The 16,070-nt window shown below is 51.5% G+C and carries 13 protein-coding genes; all 13 read left to right on the top strand.

All coding sequences use genetic code 11. The features are described 5' to 3' along the window. Positions 1-32 precede the first annotated feature (32 nt). Positions 33-2,246 (top strand): DNA translocase FtsK, encoded by a 2,214-nt coding sequence (locus tag HMPREF0080_RS01010; protein WP_006789229.1) that lies wholly within the window; start codon positions 33-35, stop codon positions 2,244-2,246. Positions 2,247-2,280: 34 nt separating this feature from the next. After that, positions 2,281-2,667, top strand: a complete 387-nt coding sequence (locus HMPREF0080_RS01005) for a helix-turn-helix domain-containing protein (protein WP_040346725.1) — start codon at positions 2,281-2,283, stop codon at positions 2,665-2,667. Positions 2,668-2,847: 180 nt separating this feature from the next. Continuing rightward, positions 2,848-3,897, top strand: a complete 1,050-nt coding sequence (locus HMPREF0080_RS01000; protein ID WP_040346722.1) for an ABC transporter substrate-binding protein — start codon at positions 2,848-2,850, stop codon at positions 3,895-3,897. After that, positions 3,897-5,258, top strand: a complete 1,362-nt coding sequence (gene rimO, locus HMPREF0080_RS00995; RefSeq protein ID WP_006789226.1) for a 30S ribosomal protein S12 methylthiotransferase RimO — start codon at positions 3,897-3,899, stop codon at positions 5,256-5,258. Before HMPREF0080_RS01000 ends, rimO begins: the two co-directional genes overlap by 1 nt. Beyond that, entirely contained in the window at positions 5,248-6,558 is a 1,311-nt protein-coding gene (locus HMPREF0080_RS00990; protein WP_050808793.1) for a competence/damage-inducible protein A, read from the top strand. The genes rimO and HMPREF0080_RS00990 overlap by 11 nt, the downstream gene beginning before the upstream one ends. Beyond that, complete coding sequence (gene recA, locus HMPREF0080_RS00985; RefSeq protein WP_006789224.1) at positions 6,512-7,558, top strand: recombinase RecA; 1,047 nt, start codon at positions 6,512-6,514, stop codon at positions 7,556-7,558. Before HMPREF0080_RS00990 ends, recA begins: the two co-directional genes overlap by 47 nt. After that, a complete protein-coding gene (locus HMPREF0080_RS00980) occupies positions 7,509-7,997 on the top strand; it encodes a regulatory protein RecX (protein ID WP_245527180.1) in 489 nt (162 codons plus the stop codon). Before recA ends, HMPREF0080_RS00980 begins: the two co-directional genes overlap by 50 nt. 154 nt (positions 7,998-8,151) lie before the next feature. After that, positions 8,152-9,687 carry a ribonuclease Y gene (rny, locus tag HMPREF0080_RS00975; RefSeq protein WP_006789222.1) on the top strand — a complete coding sequence of 512 codons (1,536 nt, stop codon included), beginning with the start codon at positions 8,152-8,154 and terminating at the stop codon, positions 9,685-9,687. 555 nt (positions 9,688-10,242) lie between these two features. Then, a complete protein-coding gene (locus HMPREF0080_RS00970; protein WP_006789220.1) occupies positions 10,243-10,668 on the top strand; it encodes a PaaI family thioesterase in 426 nt (141 codons plus the stop codon). Then, positions 10,659-11,102 (top strand): PaaI family thioesterase, encoded by a 444-nt coding sequence (locus HMPREF0080_RS00965; protein ID WP_006789219.1) that lies wholly within the window; start codon positions 10,659-10,661, stop codon positions 11,100-11,102. Before HMPREF0080_RS00970 ends, HMPREF0080_RS00965 begins: the two co-directional genes overlap by 10 nt. Before the next feature lie 28 nt (positions 11,103-11,130). Next, positions 11,131-12,270 (top strand): acyl-CoA dehydrogenase family protein, encoded by a 1,140-nt coding sequence (locus HMPREF0080_RS00960; RefSeq protein WP_006789218.1) that lies wholly within the window; start codon positions 11,131-11,133, stop codon positions 12,268-12,270. 258 nt (positions 12,271-12,528) lie between these two features. Then, positions 12,529-13,554, top strand: coding sequence for a phenylalanine--tRNA ligase subunit alpha (gene pheS / locus HMPREF0080_RS00955; RefSeq protein ID WP_006789217.1), 1,026 nt, complete (start codon positions 12,529-12,531; stop codon positions 13,552-13,554). Positions 13,555-13,566: 12 nt separating this feature from the next. After that, entirely contained in the window at positions 13,567-15,993 is a 2,427-nt protein-coding gene (pheT, locus tag HMPREF0080_RS00950) for a phenylalanine--tRNA ligase subunit beta (RefSeq protein WP_006789216.1), read from the top strand. Positions 15,994-16,070 lie beyond the last annotated feature (77 nt).

Raw genomic sequence — 16,070 nt, 5'->3', positions numbered from 1 at the left:
GAAGGCCTTGCCGCTTTACCGGAAACTGGGTAATGGGCGCTTTGTCATGCGAACTTGTGCTCAGTCTCTGGCATCTTCTTTTTACGGGAGAGGGGGAAGAATTCCTGCCCGGTTCCCTTCGTCTCGGCGGCGGCTTTTTCGGAGCCGTGCCTGCCTCCTTTCTGCGCGGTTCCCTGGGCTCTTTCGGGGCTGTACTCGTTCTTTTCGGGGCGCTTGTTATTGTTCTCATGATTTGGAAAAAGGTATCCATATCAAAGCCCGTAGCGTTTGCCCAGGAAGTGACGACGGAAGAAGTGGCGCGCATTTCCGGAAAAGCCGTAACGGGCATTCAAACCGCTTCACAGGCTGTACAGAATTCCTGGCAGCAGCGTAAAGACCGGAAAATTTTTGATATTGAACGGGAAGAATCCGCTCTTGACAATTCTCCGGACGGGACGGCGATGTCCGCCGTTTCTGGAGTGTCGTCCGCCGACGAATTGTCTTTCGATCCACACGAACGCACGCTACGGGGCGATAAAGCGGCGGATTACGACGCTGCTGCCGATGAGGGTATCGGGGCGGAACGTGACGACCGCGGGTATGAGCCGGAGGAATGCTTTGCAGATGAGGAAGAAGCCCCGGAAACGGCGGATTATGACGGCAACGGCATTGTCGAAGCGGTTGTGGACAGGACGAAACCGGCCGCGTATACCGCCGTGCCGCCCCGCGATCCCGCCGTGCCGCCGCTGCTTGAAGGCCTGAAACCTCTTGAGTCGGAACTTACGGCAGGTACGGCGGAGGTGGGGCCGGCAGGGCAGACCGCCGTACCGACGGCCGCAGGAGAAAAGACATACCGTTTGCCGTCCGTTTCTTTCCTGCATCGCGGCTCTTCCCATGAAGCGGGGCTCAGTGATGAAGTGCGGCAGAATGCCCGAATTCTTCAGGATACTTTGAAGAGTTTCAATATTGATGCGAAAATGCTTACGGCCAGTCGCGGTCCTGCCGTCACGAGATATGAGCTGGAACCTGCGGCGGGCGTCAAGGTAAGTAAGATTGTTCATCTTGCCGACGATCTCGCTTTGAAACTGGCGGCTACGGGTATCCGTATTGAAGCGCCTATTCCCGGTAAAGCGGCAGTAGGTATTGAAGTGCCGAATAAAAAAGTTACGCCCGTATGTTTGCGGGATGTTCTTGATACGGAAGTTTTCCGGAATGCGGCGGGCGGCGTTCCCGTCGGTCTCGGTAAGGATATTGCCGGCACGCCTGTTGTTGCCGATTTGACGAAAATGCCTCATATGCGCGGCGCCGGTTCGACCGGTTCCGGTAAAAGCGTGTGCATCAATACGCTTATTTCAAGCATTCTTTTCAAGCAGCGCCCGGAAGACGTTAAGCTTATTTTAATAGACCCGAAGGTGGTCGAACTTTCAAACTATAACGGGATCCCTCACTTGATGACGCCAGTCGTTACGGATCCGAAAAAGGCCGCCAATATTTTGCGTTGGGCTGTCCGCGAAATGGATGAACGGTATAAACGCTTCGCTTTGACGAAGACCCGCGATATTAAACGGTATAATGAACTCCGACCGCAGGAAGCCATGCCGTATGTCGTTATTATTATCGATGAATTGGCCGATCTTATGATGGCCGCAGCCGGTGACGTGGAGGACTCTATTTGCCGGTTGGCGCAAAAAGCCCGTGCCTGCGGGATGCATCTCGTCCTGGCGACGCAGCGCCCGTCCGTGGATGTCATTACGGGCCTTATTAAGGCCAATGTGCCGAGCCGTATTGCGTTTGCCGTATCCAGCCAGATCGATTCGCGTACAATTTTGGATATGGCCGGTGCGGAAAAACTTATCGGCAAGGGCGATATGCTCTTTTATCCCATGGGGGCGTCGAAACCGGTACGCGTACAGGGCGCTTTTATATCCGACGGTGAAATTGATGAAGTCGTTGCATATATTAAAGCGCAAGGCAAGCCGCAATATAATGAAGCCGTTGCAGCGGCACAAAGGGAAGATTCACATAACGAAGGCGGCCGTAACTTTTTTGAAGATGAGCTCATGGATAAGGCTATCATGATGGTCATGGAAACGGGGCAAGCCTCGGTTTCGTTGCTGCAGCGCCGTTTCCGCATCGGGTTTTCCCGTGCCGCCCGCATGGTGGATACGATGGAAGAGATGGGGATTGTCGGGCCTTCCAACGGCAGTAAGGCTCGTGATATTCTGATGACGCCCGACCAGGTACAGGCTAAATATTTCTCGCACTGATTCAGGCGGGGAAAGATAACGGAGGACGGAGGAGTTGTCTTCAATAGGTGAAATTTTGCAGCGCGAGCGGGAAGCGCAGGGACGGACATTGACGGAAGTTTCCGCCGCGGTTTACATCAAGACGGAGTATCTGTCGGCCCTGGAAGCGGATAACTACGACAGCATACCCGGTGCGGTTTTCGTAAAGGGATTCATCAGGGCCTATGCAGGTTTTTTGGGACTGGACGGAGAAGAACTGATTGAAACATATCTTCGTCATACGGCCCCGGAGCCGCCCGTACCCGAACGGCGCAGAATCGGTGCGCCGAAATTCGCGGCGGCCGGGAGAAAACGGCGCCGTAAACAGACGAGATGGCCCGAGATTACCATTATCGGCGGCCTTGTTCTCTTTATCCTGCTTATGGCGCGGTTTATTTTTTAGAGACGGACCGTACACAGGCGTCCGGAGTCATAAACCGTAAGCATCCGAAAGAAAGAGACCGTCATGTCGGATTTGTTGTATAACGGTATAAAGGACGCGTGACGACTGAAGTCGATATGTACAGGATGAAAATACTCGTGAAACGCACCGTCGAAACGATATATGCAGGAGATAGAACGAATGAAACGATATATCCCCTTTATAGGGATGATAGTGTTTATAGCCGCCGTTCTCTGGGCCGGCGTGTACATACAGCAGGAACGGCAACAACAGCTGGCTGCCCGGGAAATGTATGAGAAAGAACGGCACCTCGTCGTTTATTCGGATATGCCCGGACAAGTTAATCAGGATCTGGCGGCAGCCTTTTACAAAGACACGGGATTACGCGCCTATATTATGACCATGACGGAAGATGAATTACAGCGCGCTATCCGAAACCCGAAGGAAAATCGGCTTCCCGATGCGGTTATTGCTTCGGAGGACACACTTTATGCAGGCCGTCTTCAAGGCGCGTTCATTCCGTATACATCGTATGTAACGGATGAAGTGCCGCATGAATTAAAGGACGATGCCGGTGCCTGGATCGGCCTTTGGTATGATCCGCTCGTCTTTGTCATTAACCGTGATTACTATAATATGGGCGGCAGTAATATCAATACGTGGAGCGATCTTTTAACTGACGCCAATATGGTTATAAGTTTTCCCGATTTGGCGGCGACGGATATTGCGGGCCGTTTCCTTTGTGAATATGTGGAACTTCACGGGCAGGAAAGAGCGGAACTTTATTTCCGCAGTCTTCAGACCCGTATCGGCGCTTATTCCAAGACAATGGCGCCCGTCATGCATCGCGTCGCCGGCGGTGAGGCGCAGGCAGGTGTTGTCGATGCCGTGACGGCGCGTCAATATCGTTTCGACGGTGCGCCCGTTTTTGTGGTTTACCCGCAGGACGGCACGGCCTACTGGCTTATCGGTGCAGCGGCGACCAGATGGTGCTCCGACGAGGAAGAAACGGGCAAGTTTATTGATTGGCTTCTTTCTCTTGAGGCGGCGGACGTGTTGCGGAAAAATCGCATGCAGTTCAATTTTGCCAACAGTGCTATTGCCGTACAGGCAGATTCGAAGCAACAGGGACCGGTATTTTTCAAAACAGTGAAGCATTATAATGATAAAGACCGCAGAGCCATGCAGGACTGGTGGATACGGACGATCAGATTTGGAAGGGACGGTTAATGGAGAAATTAGCGTTTGTCAGCCTGGGCTGTTCAAAAAACTTAATTGATACAGAAGTCATGCTCGGGATTTTACGGGATCATCACATGAGCATGACTGAAGACATGCGCGATGCGGATATCATTATTGTCAATACATGTACATTTATCGAAAAGGCGAAAGAAGAGTCCGTTCAGGCAATTCTTGAGGCGGGCCGTTATAAGACGGAAGGAAGATGTAAAATCCTCATCGTCACGGGATGTCTCAGTCAACAGTATCAACAGGAATTAATGAAAGAATTGCCCGAAGTGGATGCCCTTTTGGGGACGGGGTCATGGGATCGCGTTTGGGAAGCCGTTACGGCGGCAAAAACGGGTAAACGGGCTTGTTTTATGGATGACGTAAGCCATCTTTACGACCAGGATACGAGCCGGGTTTTAACGACGCCCGTGTACAGCGCATACGTTAAAATCGGCGAGGGTTGTAATAACGGCTGCACCTTTTGTATCATCCCGCATGTGCGCGGGCCTCTTTACAGCCGTCCGACAGAATCGATTGTAACGGAAGTGAAACGCTTGGCAGCAAACGGCGTGAAGGAAATCAATCTTATCGCCCAGGATACAACGAGCTATGGTGTCGATTTGGCAGGCAAGTCCTTGTTGGCGGAGCTTTTAAAAGAGCTTGTTAAAATTGACGGCGTCAAATGGATCCGCCTCTTTTATCTCTATCCGCATTATTTTACGGATGAACTGATGGAGCTTATCGTTAAGGAAGATAAAATCTGTCCTTACGTCGACTTGCCGCTTCAACATATTTCGCAGGACGTCCTGACACGCATGAATCGTCGTGATACAAAGGCGGACGTATTGAAACTTGTCGGGAAATTGACGCAGCGGGGGCGTAAACTTGCGCTTCGTTCCACTTTTATCGTCGGCTTTCCCGGTGAAACGGAAGAAGAATTCAGGGAACTTTGTGATTTTGTGGAACGGACGAAGTTCGATGCAGTAGGCGTATTCACCTATTCACAGGAAGAAGGCACGCCGGCTGCCAAGATGGCGGACCAGGTTCCTGAAGAAGTCAAAGAAGAACGGTACCATCGGCTGATGGCAATTCAGGCGAAGGTTTCGGAAGAACGCAACAGAGAACTGGAAGGAACGGTTCATCCTTTTATCGTGGAAGAACTGACAGAAGAAGGCGGCCGTTTACAGGCCGTGGGACGTTTGGATATTCAGGCTCCCGAGGTGGACGGCCTGACCTATGTCGAAAACGGCGAGGAACTGAATGCGGGTGACATTATTCTCGTTAAAGTCGTCCAGGGATTTGCGTATGATGGTCATTGCCGAACGGGTATGATACAGAGGTGCAGAAAAATTGTTGGTTGAACTTGTAACTACCGGGTCGGAGCTCCTGCTCGGTGAAATTATAAATGAAAATGTGCGCTATCTGTCGCAGCAACTCAACCAGATGGGGTATTCCGTCGTCTATCAGACCACGGTCGGCGATAATCCCGCCCGCATGGAAAGTGTGTTGCGAACCGCCTTGGCACGCACAGATATTGTGATTACTACAGGCGGTCTGGGACCGACGCAGGGCGATATGACGAAACTTGTCGGTGCCGAAGTCATGGAAGTGCCTCTTGTCTTTCGCGAGGATGTCATGCAGACCGTCACCTCATGGATCAAGCTGCGGCATCCCGAACGGGATCTGACGGGTAATCAGCGCCGGCAGGCCATGATTCCCGAAGGGGCGGAAGTCCTTGAGAACGGCGCCGGCACGGCACCCGGAACGGCCCTTTATAAGGGCGGCAAGTTGCTCATCCACCTGCCCGGCCCGCCGGCGGAAATGCGCTGGGTCTTCGATTATCGGGTGAAACCGTATTTACAGCGTCTTTTCGGCTCGCAGGGATATATTTATTCGTCGTATATGAAAATTTACGACATGGGTGAAGCGCGCATTGAAGACACGATTATGGATCTCGTTAAAGAGCAGTCCAATCCGACCATCGCCATGTATGCGCGTATCGGCTTCGTGGAAGTGCGCATTACGGCAAAAGCGGCGGATGAACAGGCGGCAAAAGCGCTTGTCCTGCCGATGCGGGAAAAACTGTGCAGCCGCTTGCCGAATGTCATCGTTACCTATGACGATGAGTCCGTTGCGGCGGCTCTCGGCCGCGTCCTTCTGAAAAAAGGCCTGACTGTGAGCGGTGCCGAATCGTGCACAGGCGGTCTCGTCGGTTCCTATATAACGGATATTGCCGGCAGCTCGGCCTATTTCCTCGGCTCTGCCGGAACCTATCAGGACAGGGTCAAGGTAAGCGTATTGGGCGTATCGGAAGAAACATTGCGTCTTTATACGGCGGTCAGTGAAGAAACGGCTGCCGAAATGGCTCGCGGCAGCCGTGTTCTTTACCATAGCGACATTGCCGTCAGCACGACGGGTATTGCCGGTCCCGACGGCGGTACGGCCGAAAAGCCCGCAGGCCTTGTGTATATAGGGGTTGACGGGCCGTGGGGGACGACAGTGCATAAGAATATCTTTCCCGGCAACAGAATCGAAGTTAAGGAACGGGCGGCCATGAAGGCTGTCTTCTATGTCTTGCGCAGTATCTGTCGGAATATTCGTAAGGAGGAACCATATGGAAGCGAAGCAGACGGCATTGGAAAATGCCATGAAAAAAATTGAAAAAGATTTCGGTAAGGGCGCGATTATGCGGCTTGGCGATTTGGCGGAAAAAATGAATCTGGAAGTTATTTCATCCGGGTCGCTTGCCGTTGATCTGGCCGTCGGTGTCGGCGGTTATCCGCGCGGCCGCGTTATCGAAATTTACGGCCCCGAATCATCCGGCAAGACGACCTTGGCGCTCCATGCCATCGCGTCGGCGCAAAAGGCCGGCGGTATAGCGGCCTTTATTGATGCGGAGCATGCGCTTGATCCGGTTTATGCCCGCCATCTTGGCGTCGATACGGCGGATCTCCTTATCTCTCAGCCCGATAACGGCGAACAGGCTCTGGAAATTACGGAAGAGCTCGTCCGCAGCGGCGCGGTGGATATTATTGTCGTCGACTCCGTAGCGGCGCTTGTGCCGAAAGCGGAAATAGAGGGCGAAATGGGTGATTCGCACGTCGGTCTGCAGGCGCGGCTTATGAGCCAGGCGCTGCGGAAGCTGACAGGTATCATTGCCAAGTCCAAAGCCATTGTCATCTTCATTAACCAGCTTCGTGAAAAAGTGGGTGTCATGTTCGGCAACCCCGAAACGACAACAGGCGGGCGCGCTCTGAAATTCTATGCATCCGTCCGCATGGAAATACGTAAAGGCGAGGCGATTAAAGTCGGCGGCGACGTCATGGGCAACAGGGCGCGCGTTAAAGTGGTCAAGAATAAAGTGGCCCCGCCGTTTCGCAATTGTGAAGTGGATATTATGTACGGTACCGGCATTTCCAAAGAAGGCACGCTTCTTGATCTGGGATCGTCCATGGAAATCCTTGAAAAGAGCGGTACCTGGTACTCGTATAAGGGTGAACGGCTCGGACAGGGGAAAGAAAATGTAAAGATGTTCCTTAAAGAACATCCCGAAGTGGCGGAAGAAATCGAGCAAATTATCCGTGATACACTCGTGGCGGAACCGGAAAAGTTTGACGAAGTTCTGGCGGATCAGCCCCGTCTTGATGATGACGCCGAATAAAACTATGGAATATAAAGAATGTTACGGCGCGGCCTTACGTCTTTTGAACGTGCGTTTTCTCAGCGAAAACGAGCTGCGGCGCAAGCTTTTGCGCCGCGGGATGCCGGAAGCCGTCATTGATGAAGTCGTAGAAAAACTCAAAGAAGAGCGGTTTATTGACGACGAAAGGCTGGCTGAAGCAGTTTACCGTTACTATGTAAAAAAAGCGCAGTACGGACATGCCTATATTTGCAACAGATTACGTTTGCGGGACCTGTCCGTTCCGGACGAACGGGAACCTTTTGACGAGACGGTGACGGCCCTTGCCCTGACGAGGAAAACATTTAAAAACGGCGGCGCGGATCAACGGAAAATCGCTCGTTTTTTACAGAACCGGGGGTTTTCGATAACGGCTGTACAAGCCGTTTTGGCCGACTTTGTTACCTTGACAGAAGAGTGAAAAAATTTTACAATAAACGTGACCGGTACATTATACTGGTATTTATATGCGATCATGATGGTTTTTTGAAAAATGATGAAATTATGAGACTCTCATCCTAGAAAAGCCGGACACGGGTTCGGCTTTTTTTGTGAAAAGGAGGTGAATATTTATAATGACGGAAGTTATTGTCGCAGCTGTAGGCTGCGGTGTTATCGGTCTCGGCGCCGGTTACTTTTACCGTCTGAAGATTGCGGAAAGCAAATTGGGCAGTGCTGAAGCGGAAGCAAGCCGTATTATCGGCGCGGCTAAGCAAGATGGAGAAGCTCAGAAGAAAGAACTTATCCTGGAAGGTAAAGAGGAAATCCATAAGTTGCGCGCTGACGCGGAACGTGATAATAAAGAACGCCGCTCCGAATTGCAGCGTTTGGAACGCCGGCTGCTCCAAAAAGAAGAACACCTGGACAAGAAAACGGATTCTATCGAAAAAAAGGAAGAATCCCTCATCCGTAAAGAGGGGGAAGTCGCTAAGGCACAGGAGAAAATCGACCGCTTGCACGAGCAGCAGCTGGCGGAGTTGGAACGTATTTCCGGATTGTCTTATGACGATGCTAAAGAACTGCTTCTTGCCGACGTTAAAAATGAAATAAAACATGAAACGGCTCAGCTTATCAAGAGTCTTGAAGAAGAAGCGAAGGAAGAGGCGGAGCAGAAGTCCCTCGAAATCATTTCTCTTGCCATCCAGCGTTGTGCCGCCGATCATGTGGCGGAGACGACGGTTTCCGTTGTATCCCTGCCGAATGATGAAATGAAAGGCCGTATTATCGGCCGTGAAGGCCGTAATATTCGTGCCATCGAAACCCTTACGGGCGTTGATTTGATTATCGACGATACGCCGGAAGCGGTTATCCTTTCCTGCTTCGATCCTATTCGTCGCGAAGTGGCGCGCCTGGCTTTGGAAAAACTCATCGTCGACGGACGGATTCATCCGGCGCGCATTGAAGAAATGGTGGAGAAAGCCCGTAAAGAAATCAGTCAGAAGATTCGCGAAGCCGGTGAACAGGCGACGTATGAAGCGGGAGTACACGGACTGCATCCGGAAATGATCAAGACGTTGGGCCGTTTGTGTTATCGTACAAGCTACGGGCAAAACGTCCTGCGGCACTCCATTGAAGTATCGCAGCTTGCCGGTATTATGGCGGTCGAATTGGGTGTTGATGTCAACCTGGCCCGTCGCGGCGGTTTGATTCATGATATCGGAAAAGCGCTGGATCATGATTTGGAAGGCACGCACGTATCTATCGGTATCGATGTTGCAAAAAAATACGGCGAGTCAAAGGCCGTAATCAACTGTATTGCTTCCCATCACGGCGATGAAGAAGCAACGTCTGTGGAAGCTGTCTTAGTTGCTGCAGCCGACGCCGTTTCGGCGGCACGGCCGGGAGCGCGTCGTGAAACGTTGGAAAATTATCTGAAGCGGTTGGCAAAACTTGAAGAAATCGCCAAATCCTTTGACGGCGTAGAAGAGTGTTTTGCTATTCAGGCGGGCAGAGAAATCCGCGTTATGGTAAAACCGGAAAAATTAAATGAAGACGATTGCACGATTCTCTGCCACGAAGTGGCGAAACGTATCGAAGCGGAATTGGAATATCCCGGTCAGATCAAGGTTGTCATCATCAGAGAAACACGTATGGTCGACTATGCGAAATAAGCTTGAAAGAACTGTCCCCTTGCTATATACGGCAGGGGGATTTTTGTAAATGAAAATCTGCTGTAACGGTTCCGCCAATCTGGTCCGTGCGATTGTTTTGAGAGCGGTTCTGTATGTTGTTCTTTTGTAAAGGGCAACAGGCCTTTCATTATGGGATAAGTTTTAGAAATATATTTCTTTCCGGGCATGAGTATAAATGTGTTATAATAAACTGACACGTGCTGTGGTTGAAAGTCGATGCCAGCCGCAGGCAAAGCGATCCACGTAAGGGCTCCGATACGGGCCTGATCATAGTGCGGCCTAGAAGTAAGACCTGCCGCGAAAAGCGAGAGAGGCAGTAGTGGGGAACGGCAGTTTACGAGCGAACCCTCCGGCAGGCGAGTGTGGGGGTAAAAACCAGGTCAGGCGTGTTTTACGAAAAGAACTGCTCCGGCAGTTCTTTTTTGTGTCATAATCGGGACAGTTAAGCCTTTTTCGTGTTTGACGAACAAAGAAGGCTATAGTAAAATAATAAACGTATTTATAATATTTGCAGGAAGGCGGCAATGTTTTTTTATGACTCGCCCACTAAATGCGGCGGAATACGACCGGCAGCAAAGCTTTTTTGACCGCTATATGGAATTTCATATTGAAGAAGCCGACGAGACGGCCGTAACTCTTGTTTTTCATAATAACGGCTCCGCATGGGATAATCCGAACGGCACCCTTTACGGCGGCGTTTTTTACGGCATGGCCGCGTCGGCTATGGAAAAAGCGTGTCTCATGGCAGGCCGGAAGGTCAGATTGCTTGATATGTCCTTAAATCATTTGCGGCCGGGGATTGCCGGTACGGATATAATCGTCAGGGCGGCGGCGATTCACTGCGGCCGTACGACAGCGGTGCTCCTCTGCGATTTTTATGACAATAAAAATCGCTATTTGGCACACGGCAAGGGAACATTTCTCGTCACCGGAAGAACAGGAAATGGAAAATGGCCTTAAAAACATTGACTGCCGAAGAGAAACGTATCCTGTTGGCAACGCTCAAACAAATATACGACGGGACTCCGTATTTTCAGAATTTGCCCTGTCAGGTCGCGGATTTAAACGGCGGTGAAGTAACGATAGATTTCCCTGTCGAGCAGCGCTTTTGTGATGCCAAAGGCGTCGCCGCACCGGGATTGATGATGGCTTTTTGTGATACGCTCATGGGATTTAGCTGCCGTACCCTGGGATACAGTGTAACGACATTGGAAATTAACATGAATTACGTGCGGCATGTACGTGCCGGTGAATGTATCCGCGGTGTAGGGACTGTCGTGCGGGAAGGCGACGATACCAATCTGACGGAAGCGGTCATTTATGACGCTGACGGCCGGATTGTCGTCAAAGGGCGCGCATCGTTTTACATCTTGAAGAAACCGGGTGAACAGTAGTATTTAAAACGGAAGGTTGGGTAACGACATGGATTTTGCTTATAACGACGAACAAAAGGAAATTATCAAAGTCGTGCGTGATTTGGTGGAAAAGGAAATCAAACCGTACGCCTTGGAAATGGACGAAACGGAAGCGCTTCGCGAAGGCTTGCTGGATAAACTGGCAGCCCAGGGTTTGCTCGGCGTTGCTATCCCCGAAGAATTCGGCGGTTCCGGCCTTGACGCGGTTACTATTGCCGCCATTTATGAAGAGTTGGGCAAGGGCTGTGCCGGCACGGCAACGACTGTCGCCGCCAATGCGCTTGCTTCGTATCCCGTTATTATTGCCGGCAATCATGGCCTGAAAAAACGTTATTTTGACATCATCAACAACGATCACCTGGCCGCTTTTGCGTTGACTGAACCGGGTACGGGCTCCGATGCGGGCTCCGTGTCGACGCAGGCCCGTAAGACGGAGGACGGCGGCGGGTACCTGTTAAACGGTACGAAGTGCTTTATTACCAACGGCGCTCTTGCCGAAGTGTTCGTGGTTTTCGCCAATACGCGCAAAGGCGGCGGTATCCGGGGCTTGACGGCTTTTATTGTCAGGAAGGGAACGCCCGGTTTTACAATAGGCAAAGCTGAAAATAAAATGGGAATTCGCGCTTCCAACACGACGGAACTTATTTTTCAGGATTGCTTCGTGCCTGTGGCAAACCGGCTCGGCCGTGAAGGCCAGGGGTTCCGTATCGCCATGAACACGCTTGATGCGGCCCGTCCTTTCGTCGGTGCCGTATCTGTCGGTATTGCCGAAGCGGCTTTCCGCGCTTGCTCGGAATATGCGAAAGTACGTGTACAGTTCGATAAACCGATTGCCTCCTTCCAGATGGTTCAGGCCATGATTGCCGATATGGCTATGAAGATTGAAGGTGCGCGCCTGCTTGTGCAACGTGCCTGCTGGATGAAAGACGAGGGACTGGATTTCAGCCGTGAAGCCGCTATTGCCAAGTGCAATGCTTCCGATGTGGCTATGCAGGTTACCGTCGATGCCGTGCAGGTTATGGGCGGCTACGGATATATGAAAGAATATCCTGTAGAAAAATATATGCGCGATGCAAAAATCATGCAGATTTATGAAGGCACGAACCAGATTCAACGATTGGTTATTGCAAATAAAACGCTCTATTGATACAATACATATATTAATTTGAATAAACGGCTATGAGAAAGACAGCATATGACGGAATATCGTTTACAGGAAGCGGCATCAATGATTGAGAGTGCCGCGCGATAGGTCGTATGATTCCCTTTTGAGCTCTTTGCTGAACCGACCAGTAGGCGGAGCGGGTCTTCCCGTTATAGAAGAGAAGAGATACAATTAGGGTGGTACCGCGAGACCTTCGCCCCTTTCCGGGCGGAGGTCCGTTATTTTTTCAGGAGGTATTGTATGATTAAGGATACGATTGAAGCGATTAAAGCGGCCGTTAATGAACAACTTAATGACAGCACCGTCTTGCAGGACGTTCAGAATATTCGCGTCAGGTATTTAGGGAAAAAAGGCGAACTCACATCCCTTATGAAGACACTCAAGGACCTCTCGCCGGAAGAACGGCCGCAGGTGGGCCAGATGGTCAATACGGCACGGGAGGCTATTGAAGAATGTCTGGACAAAAAGATGGAAGAATTAAAAGCTGCGGCCATGGCGGCAAAGATCGAAGCGGAGACAGTCGATATCACGTTGCCCGGCAGGAAACCTGTCATAGGGCATGAACATCCGCTGCATCTGATCCGCCGGGAAATGGAGCAGGCCTTCCTGCACATGGGCTTCTCCATTGCCGAAGGCCCTGAAATCGAAGATGATTACTACAATTTCCGGTGCCTCAATTTTCCTGATGACCATCCGGCGCGGGATATGCAGGATTCCATGTACATTACGGAAAAAATCCTCCTTCGGACGCATACGTCGCCGATGCAGGCCCGTACACTGCAGGCTCATACCCCGAATGAACCGGTCAAGGTCATCGTTCCCGGCAAAGTCTATCGTTGGGATTATGATGCGACTCACTCGCCCGTATTCCATCAGATGGAAGGGCTTATTGTCGATGAAAATATCCGTTTCTCCGACTTGAAAGGCATGCTGGAAGACTTTCTCAGAGAAATTTTCGGACAGCAGACACATGTCCGGTTCCGTGCCAGTTTCTTCCCTTTTACGGAACCGAGTGCGGAAGTTGATATTTCCTGCGTCATGTGCGGCGGTGAAGGCTGTCGTGTGTGCTCACATACGGGCTGGCTCGAAATCCTCGGCTGCGGTATGGTGCACCCGAATGTATTGCGTTTGAACGGCTATGATCCGGATAAGGTGAACGGCTTTGCCTTCGGTATGGGAGTGGAACGCATTGCCATGCTCAAATACGGTATTGATGACCTGCGCCTGTTCTACGAAAATGATATGCGTTTCTTGAATCAGTTTTAGGAGGTACGGAAGATGAAGAGTTCACTTGAATGGATGCAGGACTATGTAGAAATAGATAGGAGCCGCACGCCTCAGGAATTCGCGGACGTGCTGACCGTCTCCGGGATTCCCGTCGAACGGGTGGAATACTGGGGCAGGGACATTCAAAATATTATTACCGGCAGGATTACGAAAATCATGCCTCATCCCAATGCGGATAAGCTCGTTATTTGCACTCTTGATATGGGGACTGAAGCACTGACCGTCGTAACGGGTGCGACGAATGTCCGCGAAGGGCAGGTTGTTCCCGTTGCCGTACACGGTGCGGTGCTGCCCGGCGGCGTGAAAATAAAAAAATCCAGGCTCCGCGGTGAATTGTCGGAAGGCATGCTCTGTTCTGCCCATGAATTGGGGCTTGACGACAGCCTGCTTTTGCCGGAAGAACGTACGGGCATTTGGATCCTCCCGGAAGACACGCCTCTCGGGGCGGATGCCGTCGAACAGACCGGCCTGCGCGACATCGTTTATGAATATGAACTGACGCCGAACCGTGCCGATTGTTTCAGCATGGTCGGCCTGAGTCGTGAATTCGCCGTTTTGAGCGGCAGAAAAGCGCACGTGCCGAAGACCCGCGTTGCCGAAGGCCGTGAAAAAATCGACGGCAAACTCAAGGTTTCTGTCGCCGCCCCCGAATTATGCGCCCGTTACGCGGCGCGTCTTCTTTATCATGTGAAAGTGGGCAAGTCGCCTTTCTGGATGCAGCAGCGCCTGCGTAAGGCGGGCGTGCGTCCGATTAATAACATCGTTGATGTCACGAACTACACGATGCTTGAATTCGGCATTCCGCTTCATGCGTACGATTATGATAAACTGGCGGAACATGAACTCATTGTCCGCCGTGCCGGGAAGGGTGAAAAAATTACGACGTTGGATAATGTAACGCGTGAGCTGACGGAAGATATGCTTGTCATTGCGGACGCTGAAAAAGCTGCCTGTGTAGCCGGTATTATGGGCGGCCTTGATTCGGAAGTGACGGAGAATACGACGACGGTTGTCCTGGAATGCGCTTCTTTCAAAGGTTCGGGCATCCGTAAAACCGGCCGCGCGCTCGGCCTTCGTTCGGAAGCTTCGGCCCGTTTCGAACGCGGCCTCGATTCGGAAGGGTGCGTGCACTCCCTGGACCGGGCAGCTCAGCTCTTGCAGGAAACGGGCGCCTGTGAAGTGGCCGCCGGCGTCGTCGATGAATACGTACGCCCGCAGGAGGTGCGCCGGATCCCGTTTACGGCCGAACAGGTCAATGCCTTCCTCGGCACGGATATTTCAGAAAAAGAAATGATTGCCGTTCTGGAAACACTCGGCTTTACGACGCAAGTGCAGGGTGAGAGCGTGACGGCAACAGTCCCGACCTGGCGTGTGGACTGTGCGGAAATGCCCGATATTGCCGAAGAAGTGGCTCGTATTTACGGCTATGAACGCATTAAATCAACCCGTCCGCTCAGCAATATTTCTGAAGGGCAGGAAGGATTTGAACATGCCGTCCGTGAGCATATTTCGTCGGTCCTCAGCCGCAGCGGCCTTAATGAAACCGTTACTTTCAGCTTTATGAACAACGAATCATTGCAAAAACTCCTTTTTGAGGAAGGGGACGCGCACTATACGGCCGTTCCCATTTTAAATCCCATTACGGAAGAATTCCCGCTCATGCGTACGACGCTGTTGCCGTCCCTTATGGAGGTACTCGTCCGTAACCAGGCGGTGAAGAATGATGCCGTCGGTATTTATGAAATTGCCGCGACGTATCGTCCGAAAGCGTTGCCGATTACGGAACTCCCGGCTGAAGAAACGGAAGTAGCCGGCCTTATTTACGGTAAACGCCACCGTGCAAACTGGCCGTATACGGCGGAAGACTACGATTTTTACGATGTGAAAGGCCTTGTTGAAGTCGTTTTAGACAGCCTGGGCATTGAAGCGGGACTTCAGATTTCCGACTATGCGCCCCTTCATCCCGGCAAGGCTGCGGAATACGTGAAAGACGGAAAGGTTCTCTGCCGTTTCGGCGAACTTCATCCCGAAGCTGTCGACAACTATGATGTTGCCGGCCCCGTATATATTTTTGAAATGTATTTGAAGAATATACTGCCTCTCGTCAACCTTATCCCGGATTACCATAAAGTCGGCAAATTCCCGGCGCTTACACGCGATCTGGCGGTCCTTGTGCCGATCAGCACAAGACATGAAGATATACTTGCCGTTATTCGCAAAAAGGGCGGCAAAAACCTGGAAGGCGTACACCTCTTTGATATGTATGCGGGAGAACAGGTGCCGCGCGGTTACGTAAGCCTTGCCTTCGCCTTGACGTTCCGCTCGGCGGAAGGGACGTTATCGGATGAGGATATTCAGGAACCGATTCAGGGGATCCTTGATGAATTACAGGAGAAATTAGGCGCAAAGCTGCGTTGACCGTGCGAAAACAAGGTTCTTTCTTTACAGGAGAGGCCTGTAGTGTTATAATGATTCCTGTCATACGGGTACCGGGT

It is taken from the genome of Megasphaera geminata F0357, assembly GCF_000239275.1.
Lineage (GTDB): Bacteria > Bacillota > Negativicutes > Veillonellales > Megasphaeraceae > Megasphaera > Megasphaera geminata.
The sequence above is the reverse complement of the archived record's forward strand: the minus strand, read 5'-3'. Positions and strand labels throughout refer to the sequence as shown.